This window comes from Arthrobacter sp. U41, assembly GCF_007679325.1.
Classification (GTDB): Bacteria; Actinomycetota; Actinomycetes; order Actinomycetales; family Micrococcaceae; genus Arthrobacter.
Window position 1 is genome coordinate 107,471 of record NZ_VEGI01000007.1, and the last position, 15,986, is coordinate 123,456.

The following is a 15,986-nucleotide window of genomic DNA, read 5'->3' on the forward strand; positions in this document are numbered from 1 at the left end:
TGGCCGCGGAAACGCCGCAGCCCGGACGTACGTTAATCCCATCAGCAGGCAAACCGCCGGCTGATCGGGGAGGCCAGTACATGGAGCGGAAGTTCGCACCGGGTGTATGGGAGGCCGCGTCCGGCCTCCTGGCCGAGCCGCCTCACCCATAACAATTCCGGGCATGTGCCCCGGGGCTGGAGTCGATGTGGCTATTTCTGAACAACTGCCCGACGTCGTGACCGACCAGGGACAGAAAGCTACCTCTCGCGCCAAGCGAGCCACCTCAAAGACCGGTGCAGCGGGCAGTAACGCCGCAGCCGGTCTTGCTGTTTCCGGGGAAGGGACAGCAAGCAAGGAACCGGGCCGCAGCTTCGTGATCGACACCTCGGTGCTGCTCTCGGACCCGAGGGCACTGTTGCGGTTCGCGGAGCATGAAGTGATCCTGCCGATCGTTGTCATCACTGAACTCGAGGGCAAACGGCACGACCCCGAGCTGGGCTACTTCGCCCGCAAGGCGCTCAGGCTCCTCGATGACCTGCGGGTGGAGCATGAGGGACTGGACCGCCCCATCCCGCTTGGCCACGACGGCGGCACGTTGATGGTGGAGTTGAACCACATCTCCGCCGAGGTGCTTCCGGCCGGCTTCCGCGGCGGGGACAACGACAGCCGGATCCTCGCGGTCGCCAAGAACCTCGCCAACGAGGGCCGCGACGTCACGGTGGTTTCCAAGGACCTTCCGATGCGCGTCAAGGCCTCGGCCATGGGGCTCCAGGCCGACGAGTACCGCAACGAACTGGTCAAGGACTCGGGCTGGACCGGCGTCGCGGAAATCGACGCCACTGAGGAGGAAGTGTCAACCCTTTACGGCCACGAGCCGGTCTTCATCCCGGAAGCGGCCGAGTTGCCGACGAACACCGGCCTGGTGATCCTCTCCCAGCGGGGATCAGCGCTGGGCCGGGTGGGCGCCGACAAGCAGGTCCGCCTGGTCAAGGGTGACCGTGACGTGTTCGGGCTGCACGGACGTTCGGCCGAGCAGCGGCTGGCGATCGACCTGCTGATGGACCCCTCCGTGGGCATTGTGTCCCTGGGCGGACGCGCGGGCACGGGCAAGTCCGCGCTGGCCCTGTGCGCCGGCCTCGAAGCCGTCCTGGAGCGCCGGGAACACCGCAAGGTGATCGTCTTCCGGCCGCTCTACGCGGTGGGCGGCCAGGAGCTCGGCTACCTGCCGGGATCCGAGGCGGAGAAAATGAACCCTTGGGCGCAGGCGGTCTTCGACACGCTCGGCGCGTTGGTCAGCCAGGAGGTCGTGGAGGAGGTTATGGACCGGGGAATGCTCGAGGTGATGCCGCTGACCCACATCCGCGGCCGGTCCCTGCACGACGCCTTCGTGATTGTGGACGAGGCCCAGTCGCTCGAGAAGAACGTCCTGCTCACGGTGATGAGCCGGATCGGACAGAACTCGAAGATCGTCCTGACCCACGACGTCGCCCAGCGCGACAACCTCCGGGTCGGCCGGCACGACGGCGTTGCCGCCGTCGTCGAGACGCTCAAGGGGCATCCGCTCTTCGGCCACGTCACGCTCACCCGTTCGGAGCGCTCGCCGATCGCGGCGCTCGTGACGGATTTGCTCGAGGGGGCGGAGATCTAAGTCGGGTTCTTCGTTCTCGCCTTCGTGAGGGGCCGTGGTCCGTTTGCCGGGCCGCGGCCCTTCGCCGTCGCTTAGACACGTCACTTGTGGCCCGCTTCGGTCGCTGGGCGACCTTCGGGACCTCAAGCGCCGCGATGCGCTCCTCTGCGAAGAACCGCGGTCCGGCGCGTGCGTCCGGTTTGCTCCTCGCGGGGGTCACCTTCGCGGGTCCGCGGTGTCCCGCTGAGGAGCGCATCGCCGACCAGAGCGAAGCGGAGGTCGCCCAGCGACCGCAGTGAAGCGGCGGGAGGTGTCTAAGCGACGGCGGGGCGCCGTGGACCCGCTTGCCGGACGCCCCCACTTCTTAGCTACTGTCCCAGGACGGTGCCTTGGACTGCTGCCACGGGGATCGGGCCGAAGTCGCGGGAGTCTACCGAGGATTCGCGGTTGTCGCCGAGGACGAAGAGCTGGCCGGGCGGTACCGTCACTGTGCCGTAGTAGACGCCGTCGATGGTGCGCTGGTCGAGGAAGGGTTCCGTGGCTTCGGCGCCGTCCACGATGAGGATGCCGTCGCGGATGGCGACCGTCTGGCCTTCGGTTGCCACAACGCGTTTGAGCAGCACGGCTTCGTTGGGCATCTCGCCGTCGTCCGGTCCCTTGAACACGACCAACTGACCGGGCTGGACCCCGGCCAGCCGGGGTCCAGCCTTGTTCAGCCAGACCATGCCGCCGGCCGCGACGGTCGGTTCCATGCTGTTCGAGCTGACCGTGATCGGTTCGACCACCCAGACCCGGAGCGCCAGCAGTCCGCCCAGGCAGAGGGCGGCGGCCGCCATGGTGCGCCGCTGCACCGGGCTCAGCCCTGCACTGGATCCCAGACGGCCGGGGCCGCCGTGATCGGATCGTTCGGGTCCTCCTCATCGGCGCCGAGTCCCACCCGGAACTGGAGCATCATGGAGTGGTCCTCGTGGGTCAGGTTGTGGCAGTGGACCATGTACCGTCCCCGGTGGGGACCGAAGTGGACCAGCAACCGCACGGTTTCGTCCTCGCCGATGTACACCACGTCCTTGGGGCCCTTCTCGTACGCGAACGGGGGCTTGCCGTTGCGGCTGAGGACCTGGAAGTCCACGAGGTGCATGTGCATGGGGTGGAACCAGCCGCCCGAGCTGTTCTCCATCTCCCAGATTTCCACGGCGTCCAGGGCCGGATTTGCCATCACCCGTTTGAATCCACTGGCGATGACCTCCTCCCAGGTGAGGTCGTCGATCGTCCAGATATTCGTGTCGTCGTCATGCTTGATCCGGAACCTGCGCGTCTTGACGGCGTCGGTGGCTTTGAGGTCCATGGGATGGCTGGTCGCCAGCGTGGTCGGGATCGAATTCCAGGTGGGGTCCGCGGTGTTGACAGTGTCCCCCACAACGTCGAACCGCATGATCTTTCCAGTATGGTCAAAGTCGCGGTTGTTCTCGTTCGACGTGTTGCGCAGTTCGATTCGGGTCCCGACGGCGTACTTGCGGAAGTCAATCAGGACTTCGTAACGCTCGGCGCCGCCGTGGCGCCAGGACCCGACCGTCTGCGCCACGGGCATCAACCCGGCGTCGGTGGCCACCACGGTGACCGGGTCCCCGGTGCTGAGCCTGAAGTTGTAGGACCGGGACACGGAGGCGTTCAGGATCCGGAAGCGGTAGACGCGTTTCTGGACCTTCATGACCGGCCAGGGTTTGCCGTTGACCAGGATGACGTCGCCCCACAGGCCTGAGTGCTCGCGGTCGTCAAAGCCCAGGGCGCCGTTGGCCGCGAACATGGCGTCGCTGATGGTGAGGGGCACGTCGAACTGGCCCTGCGGGAGGAGACCCTTTTCGACCGGATCGCTGATCAGGTACTGGCCGGCCAGCCCCGAGTAGACGTTCTGCGCCGTGAAGTGGACCGCGTGATCGTGGTACCAGAGGGATCTCGCGGGCTGAAAATTCGGATAGTGGTACTCCTTGTAGAACCCGGGCAACGTGAGGTCATTCGCATAGCCGTCGTACTGCGGAAGCGACGCGGAGCCGTGCAGGTGGGTTGAGGTGGGGAGCGCGTGTCCGAGCGTCGGGTGTTTGGCCGGAAGCTGGTTCCGGACGCGCACGATGGCCCGGGTTCCCCTGTCGATCCGGATGGTGGGGCCGGGGAAGATGCCGTTGTACCCCAGGATCGGCGTGCTCAGGCGGGACAGGATCTTTGCGCTGCCCAGCCGTTGCGTCATGGTGTAGTGGCGGGTGGTGACGCCGTCGGCGTCGACGGTGGTCTGGTAGGCCAGCGGCGGGGGGATGGTGAGCGGTGTCCCGTAGGGCCTTGGCATGTCTCTGTCACTGAGTTTGCTGGCAGACTTCGCGCTGACGCCGGAGATGGGCACGGTCACGATGCCCGCTCCGACCACTCCAGCTCCGCCAAGGATGAGTGCTTGCCGCCGTGTAAGGGTCATGTTGAGCGGTTTCCTTTCAACATCGGTGGTACTTCCGACAGCGTGGGCCAGTGAACTTGGAAAAACCTGCGGCATGGCCCAGCTGCTAGGGGGTGTGGTGGGACAGGCCCAGCGACAAACGGGAGCCCCCGGGGCCGTCAAGAACCAGGGCGATTGCCTTGTCCGGGACTTCGAAGATCAGGGTGGCGCCGGTTGACGCGCCTTGCTTGAGGTCCACAACAGGCGGTGATTGCCAGATAGGCCGGAACTGCTCCCGGCCCAGGCCGGAGATGCTGAAGCCGCCGGTATCCAGGCGCAGGCCGTCGGGCTCCAGCGCCGTGAACTGGACCAGGAGCCGGACCCTGTGGCTGCCTTCGGCGGGGGCGCCGTCGAGTGCGTCGTCGTTGTCCTCCGGTTCCCAGCCGTCGTCCTCGACCGGGACGATCTCCCCGATGCTGGCCATGCCGCCCGGAATGGAAGCCGACGCGCCCAGGGGCACGCTCGGTTCGGGCTGCGCCGTAAGGAACAGGTACGTGAGGACAAGTCCGATAAGGGCGAGCAGGGCGACGGGAATCAGCACCAGGCGCCGGCGTCTGGCCCTGGGGCCGGGCGTGGTTTCAAGCTCGGTCGCAGACATGCGGCCATTCAAGTCAGCCCGGCTTGGGAAAAGCCGGGACCGGTGGTTCCCCGGTGTACTCGGCCGGAGCTAGGCCCCGATGCCCAGGAACTCCGCCGTTGCATGGTGGCCGGCAACCTGTAGCTCCCAGTCGGGACGGTTGAAGGTGGCGGGGGTCAGGCGGACGTTCTGGACGTCCTGGCACTTGCCGCCCCAGGCGGCGCGGGTGACGCCGTTCAGTTCGTATCCGAGGGAACGGGAGACGCCCAGGGACTGCCGGTTCCAGGCCGCCGCCTCGGATTCCGCGGCCTCCGCACCGAGCCAGTCGAAGGCATAGAGGGCGACGGCGGCCCGCATCTCCTTGCCGAAACCCCGGCCGTGCACGCTCTGCCGGAGCCACGAACCCGTGCTGACCGTCTTCAGGACGGCGAAGTCCTTGGCCCCCACATCCTGGCAGCCGATGAACGCGCCGTCATGCCAGATGCCCAGCAGCAGCGTCCATTCCTGCGGCGACATATTTCCGCGGCACCGCCAGTACCACTGCGCCATGTTGGGGCCCAGCTCCCCGGCCGGGGCCTCCGCCCACGGCCGGCTGAAGGGGCTGCGCCCCGGTTCGTGGATGCCGCTCAGTGCCGCCTCCGCCGCCGCCGGGATCTCCTCGTCCCGGATAGGGCGCAGCACCAGGCGGGGTGTGGTCAGGGTGAGGCCGAAGGGAGGCCAGCAGGCGGCGAGCTCAGTCATCCGGGAAGCCTAGCCGAGCGGGGGACTCTCAGCGAGTCACACGCTCAGCCGGCCGGGAGTTCCCAGCTGATGTGCCGGCGGACATCCGTCAGGTTCATGGACTCGGCCAGGAACAGGTCATCCAGCATGTATTCGTCCACGCCCAGGATCCGGAGCCAGTGCCCGTAGACATCCGGCCCGTCCTCTTCCTGTCCGCCCTCCAGCCAGCGGCTCGCGACACATACGCCCGTGCCGGCGTCGATCCTCACCACTGTGCGGCCCGGCCGGCACAGCGGCGCGCCGGGGTCGCTGGGACGGTATCCGGGGTTCGGCGTCACGGTGGCTTCCAGGGCGGGACGGCCCTCATGGACGACGTCGGTGATGGGGCCCAGCTCCACGGGGTTGGCGTTGGGGAACTCCAGGGGCACGGGGGCGTTTCCGGCCAGTTCCACGGGGTCCAGGGCGGCGGCGAAGCGCCCGTTGCCGAACCCGGGTTCGCCGTACGCTGCTTCGGGCCGGCGGCGGACCAGCCCGTGGTCGTCATAGACCGGGGTCACGAGGTGGGGCGGCAGCAGCCAGGTCTTCCTGGTGGAGCGGGTGTAGAACACGTCGCGGGAATCATTGATCCCGGTGGTGCTTTGCAGGACCAGCCCGTCCGCGGTTTCCAGCCGCAGGGCTCCCGGGCGGCGCAGCCACGCCCGGACCAGGTCCGGAGCCGGTCCTGTTTCAGGAGCATCCGGCTCGGCGGAGAGGGGCCGGTCCAGGTACTCAAAGCGCAGTGAATGCCACTTCCACGGGGAGGAGCGGCACAGGTCCCGGAAGGCGGCCGCCTGCTCCGCGGCGTCCCGGGGCGGGCGCGGCTCGCGCCGGTTCGAGGTGTCCCATGCGGCCATATCCACAGTTTACGCGCGGGCCCGGCACCGGCGGCCGGAATTTCCAGTAGCATCCGAGGGTGATCCAACGACTCGGCGCACTGGGTGAAGTGACCCCGCTGGCCTTCTGGCTGGTGCTGCTGGCGTGTGCCTATCTGGCGGTGGTGGCCGTCCGGCTCACGGTGATTGATGTCCGGCACCATCTGCTGCCGGACCGGATCGTCTTTCCGTCCTACGCCGTCGCGGGGGCGCTGCTGCTGGGCGCCGCGGCGGTCCACACGGTGTCCGGGACCGCTGCGGCGGCGGTGCCCGACGGCGGCGCCGGCTTCTTCGGGGTCCCCGGACTCCGCGTTGTGGCCGGGGGAGCGGCGCTGTGGCTGTTCTATTTCCTGCTGCGGGCCGTCTATCCGCCCGGGATGGGCTTCGGAGACGTCAAGCTGGCGGGCGTTCTGGGCATGTATCTGGGCTTCCTTGGCTGGCCGCACGTCTTCGCGGGGACCTTCGCCGCGTTCCTCTTCGGCGGGCTGTGGAGCCTGGCCCTCCTGGCCTCGCGGCGCGGCACCTTGAAATCGAGTATCCCCTTCGGGCCGTTTATGCTGGCCGGCACCGCCGCGGCCATGCTTCTGCTCCCGGCGTCCTGAGGCGCGGCCGGACGCCGGGCTGCTGTCCGCCGGCTGCTGTCCGTTGTCCCGGCGCACGTTGGCTAGGCTGGCCGGATGGCTACCCCCGATTTCATTCTCAAGCTGCGCGCCAGGATCGGCCACGAGGCCCTCTGGATCCCCGGTGCCCGGGCCGTTGTGTTCGACGACGCCGGCCGGGTCCTGCTCGGCCAGCGGGCGGACAACGGCCAGTGGGGGCTGATCACCGGAATTCTGGAGCCCGGGGAAGAGCCGGCGGCGGGCATGCTGCGGGAAGTCCTGGAGGAGACCGGCGTCGTGGCCGCCGCGGAACGGCTGGTCTCGGTGGACGCCGTCGGACCCACCACGTATCCGAACGGGGACGTGTGCCACTTCCTGACGCTCGAGTTCCGGTGCCGCTATGTCTCCGGGGTGGCGCGGGTCAACGACGACGAATCCCTCGCGGTGGGCTGGTTCGGCCCGGAGGAGTTCCCGGAGCTGATGGCCGGGCATCTGGAGAGCATTGAACGGGCGCGGCAGGAAGACGGCGCTGCCCACTTCCATCGCTGACGGCCGCCGGCAGTGGCCCGGGCGGGCAGGCTGCACCTTCCCGGGGCGGACTTCGCGCTTTTTGTCAGTGCCCCGACGTAGCCTGCTCCTGTCCAGCCAGCCGCTGGATCAAGTTGGCCCGGGTGCGCCCGGACCGGAAATGGGGAAGCATGACAGATTCAGCGCTGACGCACATTTACGTCCTCCTGGACCGCTCCGGGTCCATGAGTTCCATCGCCGACGACACCGTGGGCGGTTTTGCCGCGTTCGTCCGTGAGCAGCAGGCCGTTCCGGGCCGCTGCCGGCTCTCGCTGGCCCAGTTCGACGACAGCTACGAGCGGGTCTACGCCTCGGTGGACATCCAGGATGTGCCTGCCCTGGACCTGCAGCCCCGCGGCAGTACCGCGCTGCACGATGCCATGGTCCGGCTGATCGGCGAGGCAGGTGCGGAGCTGGCCGCACTCCCGGAGGACCAGCGCCCCGGCACGGTGCTGGTGGCCGTCCTGACCGACGGGCACGAGAACTCCTCACGGGAGGCCACAGGCGCCATGGTCAAGGAGCTGGTTGAACGGCAGCAGAGCCAGTGGGGCTGGCAGTTCACGTATCTGGGCGCCAACCAGGACGCCGTGTTGACGGCCCACGGGCTGGGCATCCGGGCCGAGGACGCCCTGACGTACGCCGCGGGGAACGTGGAGGCGGCCTTCCATGTCCAGTCGGCGAAGACGCGGCGGCTGAGGGAGGCGCGGATCGGCGGGGCGAGCCTTGCCGACGCCGCGGCTGCGGCGGCCTACACGGCGGAGGAACGGGACGCGGCCGGGGGAGGGACTCCGGCGCCCTGAGCGCGCGCCGGCCGCACAGGAAACGGCGGCCGGCGCCTTTCGCGGGAAAGGTGCCGGCCGCCGTCGGACGCTGCCGCGCCGGGATGGCGCGGGGGCTGGGCGCGGGGTGTGTCAGGCCTTGTGCGGCGGACGGGTCATGGACATCACGTCCAGGGCCGTGTCCAGCTGCTCCTCGGTCAGTTCGCCGCGGTCCAGGAAGCCCATGGCCACCACGGTTTCACGGATGGTGAGGCCCTCGGCGACGGACTTCTTGGCGATCTTCGCGGCGTTTTCGTAGCCGATGAACTTGTTCAGCGGCGTGACGATGGACGGCGAGGCCTCGGCGAGGAAGCGGGCGCGCTCCACGTTGGCGGTGATGCCGTCGATCATCTTGTCCGCCATCACGCGGCTGGTGTTGGCCAGCAGGCGCGTGGATTCGAGCAGGTTGGCGGCCATCACGGGAATGCCGACGTTGAGCTCGAAGGCGCCGTTGGTGCCGGACCAGGCGATGGCGGTGTCGTTGCCGATGACCTGGGCGCAGACCATGATGGAGGCTTCGCAGATGACCGGGTTGACCTTGCCGGGCATGATCGAGGAGCCTGGCTGCAGGTCCGGGATCGCGATTTCGCCCAGGCCCGTGTTGGGGCCGGAGCCCATCCAGCGCAGGTCGTTGTTGATCTTCATGAACGAGATCGCGATGTTGCGCAGCTGGCTGGACGCCTCGATCAGGCCGTCACGGTTCGCCTGTGCCTCGAAGTGGTCGCGGGCCTCGGTCAGCGGCAGGCCGGTGTCGGCGGCGAGCAGTTCAATGACGCGCTCCGGGAAACCGGCGGGGGTGTTGATGCCGGTGCCGACGGCGGTGCCGCCCAGCGGAACTTCCGCGACGCGGGGGAGGGCGGCGTTGATGCGCTCGACGCCGTAGCGGACCTGCGCGGCGTATCCGCCGAACTCCTGGCCCAGCGTCACCGGCGTGGCATCCATCAGGTGCGTGCGGCCGGACTTGACGACGTCCTTGAACTCGACGGCCTTGCGCTCCAGGGACTCCGCGAGGTAGCCCAGTGCCGGGATCAGGTCGTTGATCAGGGCCGACGTGGCGGCCACATGGACGGAGGTGGGGAAGACATCGTTGGAGGACTGCGAGGCGTTGACGTGGTCGTTCGGGTGGACCACCTTGTCGCTGCCGCCGGCCTTGAGCGCGCGGGTGGCCAGCTCGGCGAGGACCTCGTTGGTGTTCATGTTGGACGAGGTGCCCGAACCGGTCTGGAAGACGTCGATCGGGAAATCGCCGTCGTACTTTCCGGTGGCGACCTCATCGGCGGCGTCCGCGATCGCCTGGGCGAGCTCGCCGTCGAGCACTCCCAGTTCTGCGTTGGCCTGGGCCGCGGCCTTCTTGACCCGGGCGAGGGCTTCGATGTGGGCGCGCTCGAGGGTTTTGCCGGAGATCGGGAAGTTCTCGACAGCACGCTGCGTCTGGGCGCGGTACAGGGCGTTCACGGGGACGCGGACTTCGCCCATCGTGTCGTGCTCAATGCGGAACTCTTCGGTGTTCAACTCTTCTGTGGAAGTCATGGGGCTAGCTTATTGGGCGGAGGCGTTCCACCGAAAACCGTGAACCCCCTGCTACCGGGCCGCTGGCGGAAGCTAGAGCTCGCCGATTCCGGAAACGAGGTCCGCCCTGCCCTCGGCCAGGCTGTAGGCCAGGCCGATCACGGCCGCCCGACCGCCGCCTACGGCATCAGAAATGACCCGCGAGCTGTCAACAAGCCGCTGCGACGTCTGTTTGACGTTCTCGACCACCATGTCGTTGACGTCGTGCTGGTTGTTGCGCATCGAGGTCAGGACTGACGGTGTAATGCGCTCGACGAGGCTGCGCATAAAACCGACGGGCATCTGTCCGGTCTCAACGGCGTTCTTGGTGGCCGTGACCGCTCCGCAGCTGTCGTGTCCGAGGACCACGATCAGCGGCACGCCGAGGACGCTGACGCTGTATTCGAGTGAGCCGAGCACGGCGTCGTCGATCACCTGGCCCGCGGTGCGGATTACGAAGGCGTCCCCGAGGCCGAGGTCGAAGATGATTTCAGCGGCGAGCCGGGAATCCGAACAGCCGAAGATCACCGCAAACGGGTGCTGGTTTTCCACGAGGGAGGACCGGCGGGACGCATCCTGGTTGGGGTGGGACGATGCGCCGGACACAAAGCGTTCGTTGCCTTCGCGGAGGCGGCGCCAGGCGAGTGCTGGGGTGAGATAAGTGGCCACGGCCCCTACTTTACGGTGAAGGGGCGGGCGAAGGTGAAACTGTTGCGGACCCCGTGATCCCGGGTGACGCGCCGCCCGCGGCGCCGGAGTTGGTGTTCAGGGCTTTCACGACGGCGGTTGCCAGGGTCGTGAATTCGTCCAGTTGGGCCGATCCGGTCAGGATGACGGTGGTTCCGCCGCCGTCGACAAGCACCATGCTCTTCTCGCCCTTGCCGGTGTCACGGAGTTCCCAGTCCCGGCCGCCGGCGCTGCGCGTGCCGGTGACGGGCGCGCTCTTGACCTGCTGGAGCAGCCACGTGGGATTCGACTGCCGGGTCTGGACCATTCCGATGAAGGACTCCTTGGGCGTCAGGTAGCCCACCTCCCATGTGGGGACGCCGCTGCCCGTGCCGGATTCCCAGCGGGCGTAATTCGCGCGGAATGTGTCGCCGGTTTCCGGGGCCGCCGGTGTGAATCCCGCCACATCCTCGGCGTTCCGTGCCACGGCGCTGACGTTGATGTCCGGCCGGTAGCCGTCGGACTTGGGCGAGGGGTTCATCAGGACGATCGGCAGGAAAGTGGCGATGCTCAGGACCAGCGCAATGATCATCCCGATCACCGAGGCATTCGCGCGCTTGGCCGCTCCGGCGGTCAGGACGGGCTTGACGGGCGGTTGGCCGGTCGCTTCCGTGCCGGCGGTCCCGGCAGGGGAGGCTGGGGCGGCGGGGGGCGTTTCCTGCAATTCACTCACCCCTCTATAGTCGCCCATTCCGGGCCGATCTCACATTCGGAGGTGCCGGGCGCGGCAGTGCCGGACGGTTCACGGATTGGTCATTCCGAGACGCGGCTTTTCGCCGCGACTATGATCAGTACCAGACGAGATCACTAACCAACGAATCACCGCGACGGATCGACCTGTCCGTACGGCTTCAATGATCGCCACTCGAAGAAGAGGTTCCCGTGACACCAGCGCCAATGACCCAGAAGTACTCCACGCTTTCCCCGTCTCTCGCCGTCGGCATCGACGAGCCGGACCGCAACCTTGCTCTGGAACTGGTCCGCGTCACCGAAGCCGCCGCCATCGCCGGCGGCCACTGGGTGGGGTTCGGGGACAAGAACAAGGCGGACGGCGCCGCCGTCGACGCCATGCGCTCCTTCCTCCAGACCGTCCACTTCAACGGTGTTGTTGTGATCGGCGAGGGTGAAAAGGACGAAGCCCCGATGCTCTTCAACGGGGAGCGCGTGGGTGACGGGACCGGTCCCGAGTGCGACGTCGCCGTCGACCCGATCGACGGAACCCGCCTGACCGCGCTGGGCATCAACAACGCCCTGGCCGTCCTCGCCGTCGCCGAGCGCGGCTCCATGTTTGATCCGTCCGCGGTCTTCTACATGGAAAAGCTAGTCACCGGCCCCGAAGCCGCCGACATGGTGGACCTGCGCCTTCCGGTCAAGCAGAACCTGCACCTGATCGCCAAGGCCAAGGGCGTCAAAGTCAACCAGCTCAACGTGATGATCCTGGACCGCGACCGGCACCGCCCCCTCGTGGAGGAAATCCGCGAGGCCGGTGCCCGGACCAAGTTCATCATGGACGGCGACGTCGCCGGCGCCATCGCTGCCGCCCGCTCCGGCACCGGGGTGGACGCGCTGATGGGCATCGGCGGAACGCCGGAAGGCATCGTCGCTGCCTGTGCCATCAAGTCCCTGGGCGGCGTGATCCAGGGCCGGCTGTGGCCCACCAGCGACGACGAGAAGCAGAAGGCGATCGACGCCGGCCACGACCTGGACCGCGTGCTCTCCACCAACGATCTCGTCTCCAGCGACAACTGCTACTTCGCGGCCACGGGCATCACCGACGGCGACCTGCTCAAGGGCGTGCGCTACTCGAAGGACAAGGTCCTCACCCAGTCCATCGTGATGCGTTCCAAGTCCGGCACCATCCGCTTCGTTGATGGCGAGCACCAGGCCAGCAAGTGGGAGGGCTACGCCCGCAAGGGCTAGCATCCGGCACGAGCTTGAACATCCGGATCCCGGGGTGCGTACCGCGCCCCGGGATCCGCTGTTTTCAGGGCAGGTTTCGGCGCGCCCACCGGGGGACATGCTCAGTGGTGGCGCTTGGGATTGGACATAGTGGGCCTATGTCCATCCGCCACGTTCAGCGCGGGGCATGCCCAACGGGGGAGGGCCGCCCAGGGCTGTGCCCACCGGGGGACATGCTCAGTGGTGGCGCTTGGGATTGGGCATGGCGGGCCTATGTCCAGTCGCCACGTTCAGCGCGGGGCATGCCCAGCGGGGGAGGCGCCGCCCAGGGCTGCGGGGGCCGCGGTAGTGACGGTCGGGACTGCCCCGTCCTCGGGTAGGGTGCGTAGGAAACAAATCATTGGGGGAATGATGAAGCTGCTTCGATCTGCGCTGCTCACTAGCGTTGTGGCTGCCGGCCTCGCCGGCTGCACGTACCCGGACCCTGTGCCTGAGCAGGTAAGCGCGCAGAGCGTACCCCCATCGAGTCCAAGCCCCACCTCCATTGCGATCCCTGTGACTCTGCAAGGACAATTTCAATCGCAAGGAGCGATCACCACGGGGACGGCCACCATTCACGTCACCGCTTCTGGCGCTGTTCTACAGATCGAGGATATTGCAACAGGCACCGCAGAGGATCTCCGGCTCGCGCTCAGCCCCGGGACCCTTGGACCCGGATCCGACGGCGGATTCGAGCTGTCGTCGTCGACGCTGATTGAATTGGGGCCGCTCAGTCAATCGGGCAGCCAGCGTGTCGACATGGACTCCCGGATGTGGGCCACCATGCCGGCACCTGTCCGCAGCGTAGTGATTTACAACTATGCCGACAAGACTGCTTACGGCACCGCCAACCTCACGGCGACAGAAGGCTCCTGATTGGCTGCACATGCGGGCGTCCGGCGGCCGGCAGTGATGTTCCGATAGTCAAGCCTCATGAGAGGCTTTGAGAAAAGATCACATATGGGGGAAAAACTTTGGACATGCTTTCGATGGTCATCGGCGTGGTTGTTGTCGCTGGGCCTGTGGTTCTCGCTGTAATTGCCCTGTATTGGATCATTCGCCTCGGAGTGAAGCACGGGTTGCGCTCATACGAAGCGGATAGGGCCCGAGACTCAGAACCTGTGGTCTAAGCGCTTCGAGGCGGGTGCGGCTACGGGCACTCCTTCTCCTCAGTGCTAGCGGGGGAGGGCGCCGCGCACGCGGGCAGGCAACGTCCGGGCCGCTCTGAGGCTGCGACGGGCGGCCTGCGCGCCCCTCCGGGCCAGCTGGTACCCGCTGTAGCGCAGCTTGTTTACCGGCAGGTCCCAGGTTCCGGGATAGGCGACCTCTCGCCCGCCGAAGGACTTCTTGAACGCCGTGAAGCCGGCCCATTTGTGGTCGGGCTGGTCAGCGGGGGCCACGCCCCAGAGGTCCACGTGCTTCAGACCCTTGTCCTTGGCGTCCGCCATCAGCGTGACCAGCAGCGGAATCCCGGCGCTGAGTTTCCGGTGCGCGTCGTCCAGTGCGGCGTGGGCATAGGTACGGGTATCCGCCGAGTCGTAGGCCAGGGCGGCGGCGATCGGCTCGCCCTCAAGCTCGGCGACGAAGAGCGTCGCAGCGCCGGCCGGCATGAGTGAGCGGGCAACCTGGGTCAGGTATTCATCGCTCTGCGGCTTGAATCCGTTGCGCGCCGCCGTCAGGTGCAGGAATGTCAGCAGCACCGATATCTCAGCCGGGTCCTGGGTGGAGCGGAACGTCACACCCTTCTTGTGGATGTTCCGGTACAGGTTGCGGTTCACCGGCTTCATGTCCGCGAGGACGTCCTTGAAGTCCCGGTCCAGGTCAACAATCCAGCTCAGCTCGGGCTGCTGGTTGGCCGGGGCGGGCCGGAGGCCGCGGGTGCGCAGGAGCGCATCGGCGTCGGCCGCCGCGATGCCGGCATCCACAGGCTCGATCCGGACAAACACGGCCTCGCAGCTGCGGGCCAGGTCCGTCAGTGCCGCCAGCGCGTCGTCGAACGCGGTGAGGGAAGCGGCCACCGGACCGTAGGGTGCGTAGAGGAGCTTCCCGGCCGGGTTGCTTTCCTCGATGGCCAGGAAGCTCCAGCCGGGGCCTGAACGCTGGTGCACGGTCCGGCCCAGGCTGCGCTGGAACGCGGCCCACGGGGGGCTCTGCAGGAAGTGGTCCACGGGCTCAGCCTTTCAGGGCGGTGGTGACGGCGAAGGCCAGGGCGGTCCCGGTGGCACCGGACACGGCGTGTGCATTGACCGGCGCCTCAGCCGCAGGCAGGAAGGCGCTTCCGCCGCGTTCCAGCCGCAGCTCGCCCTTGGGGGAGTCCAGCAGCACGGATCCGGACAGCACGATGATGACCGCGGCGCCCTCCTGTGCCAGCGGGACGGGTTCCGCGCCGGGCTCCAGCTCGACGCGCTGCAGCTGGAACTCCCGGAACGGCGGCCGGAAGACCTCCTGCCCCAGCATCGTGGTTTCGGGGTGGATCATCGGCACGCCGACGGCCTCGAAGGAGACGGTGCGGAGCAGTTCGGGCACGTCCACAAACTTCGGGGTCAGCCCGCCGCGCAGCACGTTGTCCGAGGAGGCCATGACCTCGATGCCGAGGCCGTGCAGGTAGGCATGGATGTTGCCGGCGGGAAGGTATACAGCCTCGCCCGGCGCCAGCGAGATCCGGTTGAGCAGCAGCGAAATCAGCACGCCCGGATCGCCCGGGTACCGCTCGTTGAGCGTGACCACCGTGGAGAGCTCCGCCTGGTACGGCGCGGTCGGGGCGCCGGAGATGAGGGCGGCCACAATCGCGGACGTCGCCTCCGCGATGTCCTCACCGCCGGAGATCAGCCGCTCGAACGCCGAGCGCAGGGCGGTGTGTTCCTCGGGCTGCGCCAGATCCTGGAGCAGCAGCGGGACCAGTGGAGGCAGTTCGAGGCCGGCGAGGTCAAAATCCGCCGCCAGCAGCTGGAAGACGGCGCGCGCCTCGACCGCCGGACGGAAACCGCACAGCGCCTCGAACGGCGTCAGCGCGAGGATCATCTCCGGCTTGTGGTTATCGTCCTTGTAGTTGCGTTCCGCCGCGGCGCGGTGCACCCCGGCGGCCTCCTCGCGGGCGAACCCGTCCCGGGCCTGTTCAAGCGTCGGGTGCACCTGGAGCGAAAGGGGGCTGTCGGCGGCCAGGACTTTGAGCAGAAACGGCAGCCGGGCGCCGAATTCGGCGACACTTTCGCTGCCCAGGTGGTGCTCCGGATCTTCCGCGATCAGCGCATCCAGGGGCCGGCGTCCACCGTGGTCCGCAACCGCGGCATGGGCGCCGGCCGAACCGGCCTGACTAAGCGCCACCGAGGGGGAGTCTGGATGCGCGCCGATCCACAGCTCCGCCTCGGGGCCGCCGGAAGCAGGCCTGCCGAGCAGCCCGGCGATGGCGGTGGTGGAGCCCCAGGCGTAGGGCCGGAGGACATTCTCGAGTTCGTACACGGCCTGGGTGCCCTATCTGTTGCGGAAGCTCCGTC

At 67.7% G+C, this 15,986-nt stretch carries 16 protein-coding genes; 6 read left to right on the forward strand and 10 right to left on the reverse strand.

Translation table 11 applies throughout. The annotated features are described in order from the left end of the window. Positions 1-187 precede the first annotated feature (187 nt). Positions 188-1,630 carry a PhoH family protein gene (locus FS787_RS17075; RefSeq protein WP_144674300.1) on the forward strand — a complete coding sequence of 481 codons (1,443 nt, stop codon included), beginning with the start codon at positions 188-190 and terminating at the stop codon, positions 1,628-1,630. A gap of 347 nt (positions 1,631-1,977) precedes the next feature. Here FS787_RS17075 and lepB read toward each other — a convergent pair whose 3' ends face one another. From lepB to FS787_RS17100, 5 genes are all read right to left on the reverse strand, one after another. Then, the gene (gene lepB / locus FS787_RS17080) at positions 1,978-2,460 is read right to left on the reverse strand and encodes a signal peptidase I (protein WP_260982622.1); all 483 of its coding nucleotides are present in this window, start codon (positions 2,458-2,460) and stop codon (positions 1,978-1,980) included. Between the two features lie 5 nt (positions 2,461-2,465). Next, a complete protein-coding gene (locus FS787_RS17085) occupies positions 2,466-4,070 on the reverse strand; it encodes a multicopper oxidase family protein (RefSeq protein WP_144674302.1) in 1,605 nt (534 codons plus the stop codon). 85 nt (positions 4,071-4,155) lie between these two features. Next, entirely contained in the window at positions 4,156-4,686 is a 531-nt protein-coding gene (locus tag FS787_RS17090) for a hypothetical protein (RefSeq protein WP_186329231.1), read from the reverse strand. A gap of 69 nt (positions 4,687-4,755) precedes the next feature. Next, a complete protein-coding gene (locus FS787_RS17095; protein ID WP_144674304.1) occupies positions 4,756-5,406 on the reverse strand; it encodes a GNAT family N-acetyltransferase in 651 nt (216 codons plus the stop codon). Positions 5,407-5,450: 44 nt separating this feature from the next. Then, positions 5,451-6,278, reverse strand: coding sequence for a hypothetical protein (locus tag FS787_RS17100; protein ID WP_186329232.1), 828 nt, complete (start codon positions 6,276-6,278; stop codon positions 5,451-5,453). 59 nt (positions 6,279-6,337) lie between these two features. On the opposite strand from FS787_RS17100, the gene FS787_RS17105 reads away from it, so the two are divergent. The 3 genes from FS787_RS17105 to FS787_RS17115 all read left to right on the forward strand — a co-directional run bounded on the left by FS787_RS17105 (position 6,338) and on the right by FS787_RS17115 (position 8,262). Next, on the forward strand, positions 6,338-6,898 hold the full coding sequence (locus FS787_RS17105; RefSeq protein WP_144674305.1) for an A24 family peptidase: 561 nt from the start codon (positions 6,338-6,340) through the stop codon (positions 6,896-6,898). A gap of 75 nt (positions 6,899-6,973) precedes the next feature. Next, positions 6,974-7,444, forward strand: a complete 471-nt coding sequence (locus FS787_RS17110) for an NUDIX domain-containing protein (protein WP_144674307.1) — start codon at positions 6,974-6,976, stop codon at positions 7,442-7,444. A gap of 149 nt (positions 7,445-7,593) precedes the next feature. Then, positions 7,594-8,262, forward strand: a complete 669-nt coding sequence (locus FS787_RS17115) for a vWA domain-containing protein (protein WP_144674309.1) — start codon at positions 7,594-7,596, stop codon at positions 8,260-8,262. Positions 8,263-8,373: 111 nt separating this feature from the next. Here the strand turns inward: FS787_RS17115 and FS787_RS17120 are convergent, their stop codons facing one another. The 3 genes from FS787_RS17120 to FS787_RS17130 all read right to left on the reverse strand — a co-directional run bounded on the left by FS787_RS17120 (position 8,374) and on the right by FS787_RS17130 (position 11,245). Continuing rightward, positions 8,374-9,810: a class II fumarate hydratase gene (locus FS787_RS17120; protein WP_144674311.1), complete on the reverse strand. Its 1,437-nt coding sequence runs from the start codon at positions 9,808-9,810 to the stop codon at positions 8,374-8,376. Between the two features lie 72 nt (positions 9,811-9,882). Beyond that, positions 9,883-10,497: a carbonic anhydrase gene (locus FS787_RS17125; protein ID WP_144674313.1), complete on the reverse strand. Its 615-nt coding sequence runs from the start codon at positions 10,495-10,497 to the stop codon at positions 9,883-9,885. 10 nt (positions 10,498-10,507) lie between these two features. After that, a complete protein-coding gene (locus FS787_RS17130) occupies positions 10,508-11,245 on the reverse strand; it encodes a DUF4245 domain-containing protein (protein WP_144674316.1) in 738 nt (245 codons plus the stop codon). 206 nt (positions 11,246-11,451) lie between these two features. Between FS787_RS17130 and glpX the strand changes: the two genes are divergently transcribed. Then, on the forward strand, positions 11,452-12,474 hold the full coding sequence (glpX, locus tag FS787_RS17135) for a class II fructose-bisphosphatase (protein WP_186329239.1): 1,023 nt from the start codon (positions 11,452-11,454) through the stop codon (positions 12,472-12,474). A 387-nt stretch (positions 12,475-12,861) separates the two neighbouring features. Next, a complete protein-coding gene (locus FS787_RS17140; RefSeq protein WP_260982623.1) occupies positions 12,862-13,368 on the forward strand; it encodes a DM13 domain-containing protein in 507 nt (168 codons plus the stop codon). A gap of 299 nt (positions 13,369-13,667) precedes the next feature. Here the strand turns inward: FS787_RS17140 and FS787_RS17145 are convergent, their stop codons facing one another. Beyond that, positions 13,668-14,660, reverse strand: a complete 993-nt coding sequence (locus FS787_RS17145) for a peptidoglycan bridge formation glycyltransferase FemA/FemB family protein (RefSeq protein ID WP_144674320.1) — start codon at positions 14,658-14,660, stop codon at positions 13,668-13,670. Between the two features lie 4 nt (positions 14,661-14,664). Beyond that, positions 14,665-15,951, reverse strand: a complete 1,287-nt coding sequence (gene manA / locus FS787_RS17150) for a mannose-6-phosphate isomerase, class I (RefSeq protein ID WP_144674323.1) — start codon at positions 15,949-15,951, stop codon at positions 14,665-14,667. Between the last annotated feature and the right edge of the window lie 35 nt (positions 15,952-15,986).

What these genes read in the sequence shown, in the direction of transcription:
- FS787_RS17085 (WP_144674302.1), bottom strand. Translation starts at nt 4,070, where the DNA reads ATGACCCTTACACGGCGGCAAGCACTCATCCTTGGCGGAGCTGGAGTG.
- FS787_RS17090 (WP_186329231.1), bottom strand. Translation starts at nt 4,686, where the DNA reads ATGTCTGCGACCGAGCTTGAAACCACGCCCGGCCCCAGGGCCAGACGC.
- FS787_RS17095 (WP_144674304.1), bottom strand. Translation starts at nt 5,406, where the DNA reads ATGACTGAGCTCGCCGCCTGCTGGCCTCCCTTCGGCCTCACCCTGACC.
- FS787_RS17100 (WP_186329232.1), bottom strand. Translation starts at nt 6,278, where the DNA reads ATGGCCGCATGGGACACCTCGAACCGGCGCGAGCCGCGCCCGCCCCGG.
- FS787_RS17110 (WP_144674307.1), top strand. Translation starts at nt 6,974, where the DNA reads ATGGCTACCCCCGATTTCATTCTCAAGCTGCGCGCCAGGATCGGCCAC.
- FS787_RS17115 (WP_144674309.1), top strand. Translation starts at nt 7,594, where the DNA reads ATGACAGATTCAGCGCTGACGCACATTTACGTCCTCCTGGACCGCTCC.
- FS787_RS17120 (WP_144674311.1), bottom strand. Translation starts at nt 9,810, where the DNA reads ATGACTTCCACAGAAGAGTTGAACACCGAAGAGTTCCGCATTGAGCAC.
- FS787_RS17130 (WP_144674316.1), bottom strand. Translation starts at nt 11,245, where the DNA reads ATGGGCGACTATAGAGGGGTGAGTGAATTGCAGGAAACGCCCCCCGCC.
- glpX (WP_186329239.1), top strand. Translation starts at nt 11,452, where the DNA reads ATGACCCAGAAGTACTCCACGCTTTCCCCGTCTCTCGCCGTCGGCATC.
- FS787_RS17140 (WP_260982623.1), top strand. Translation starts at nt 12,862, where the DNA reads ATGATGAAGCTGCTTCGATCTGCGCTGCTCACTAGCGTTGTGGCTGCC.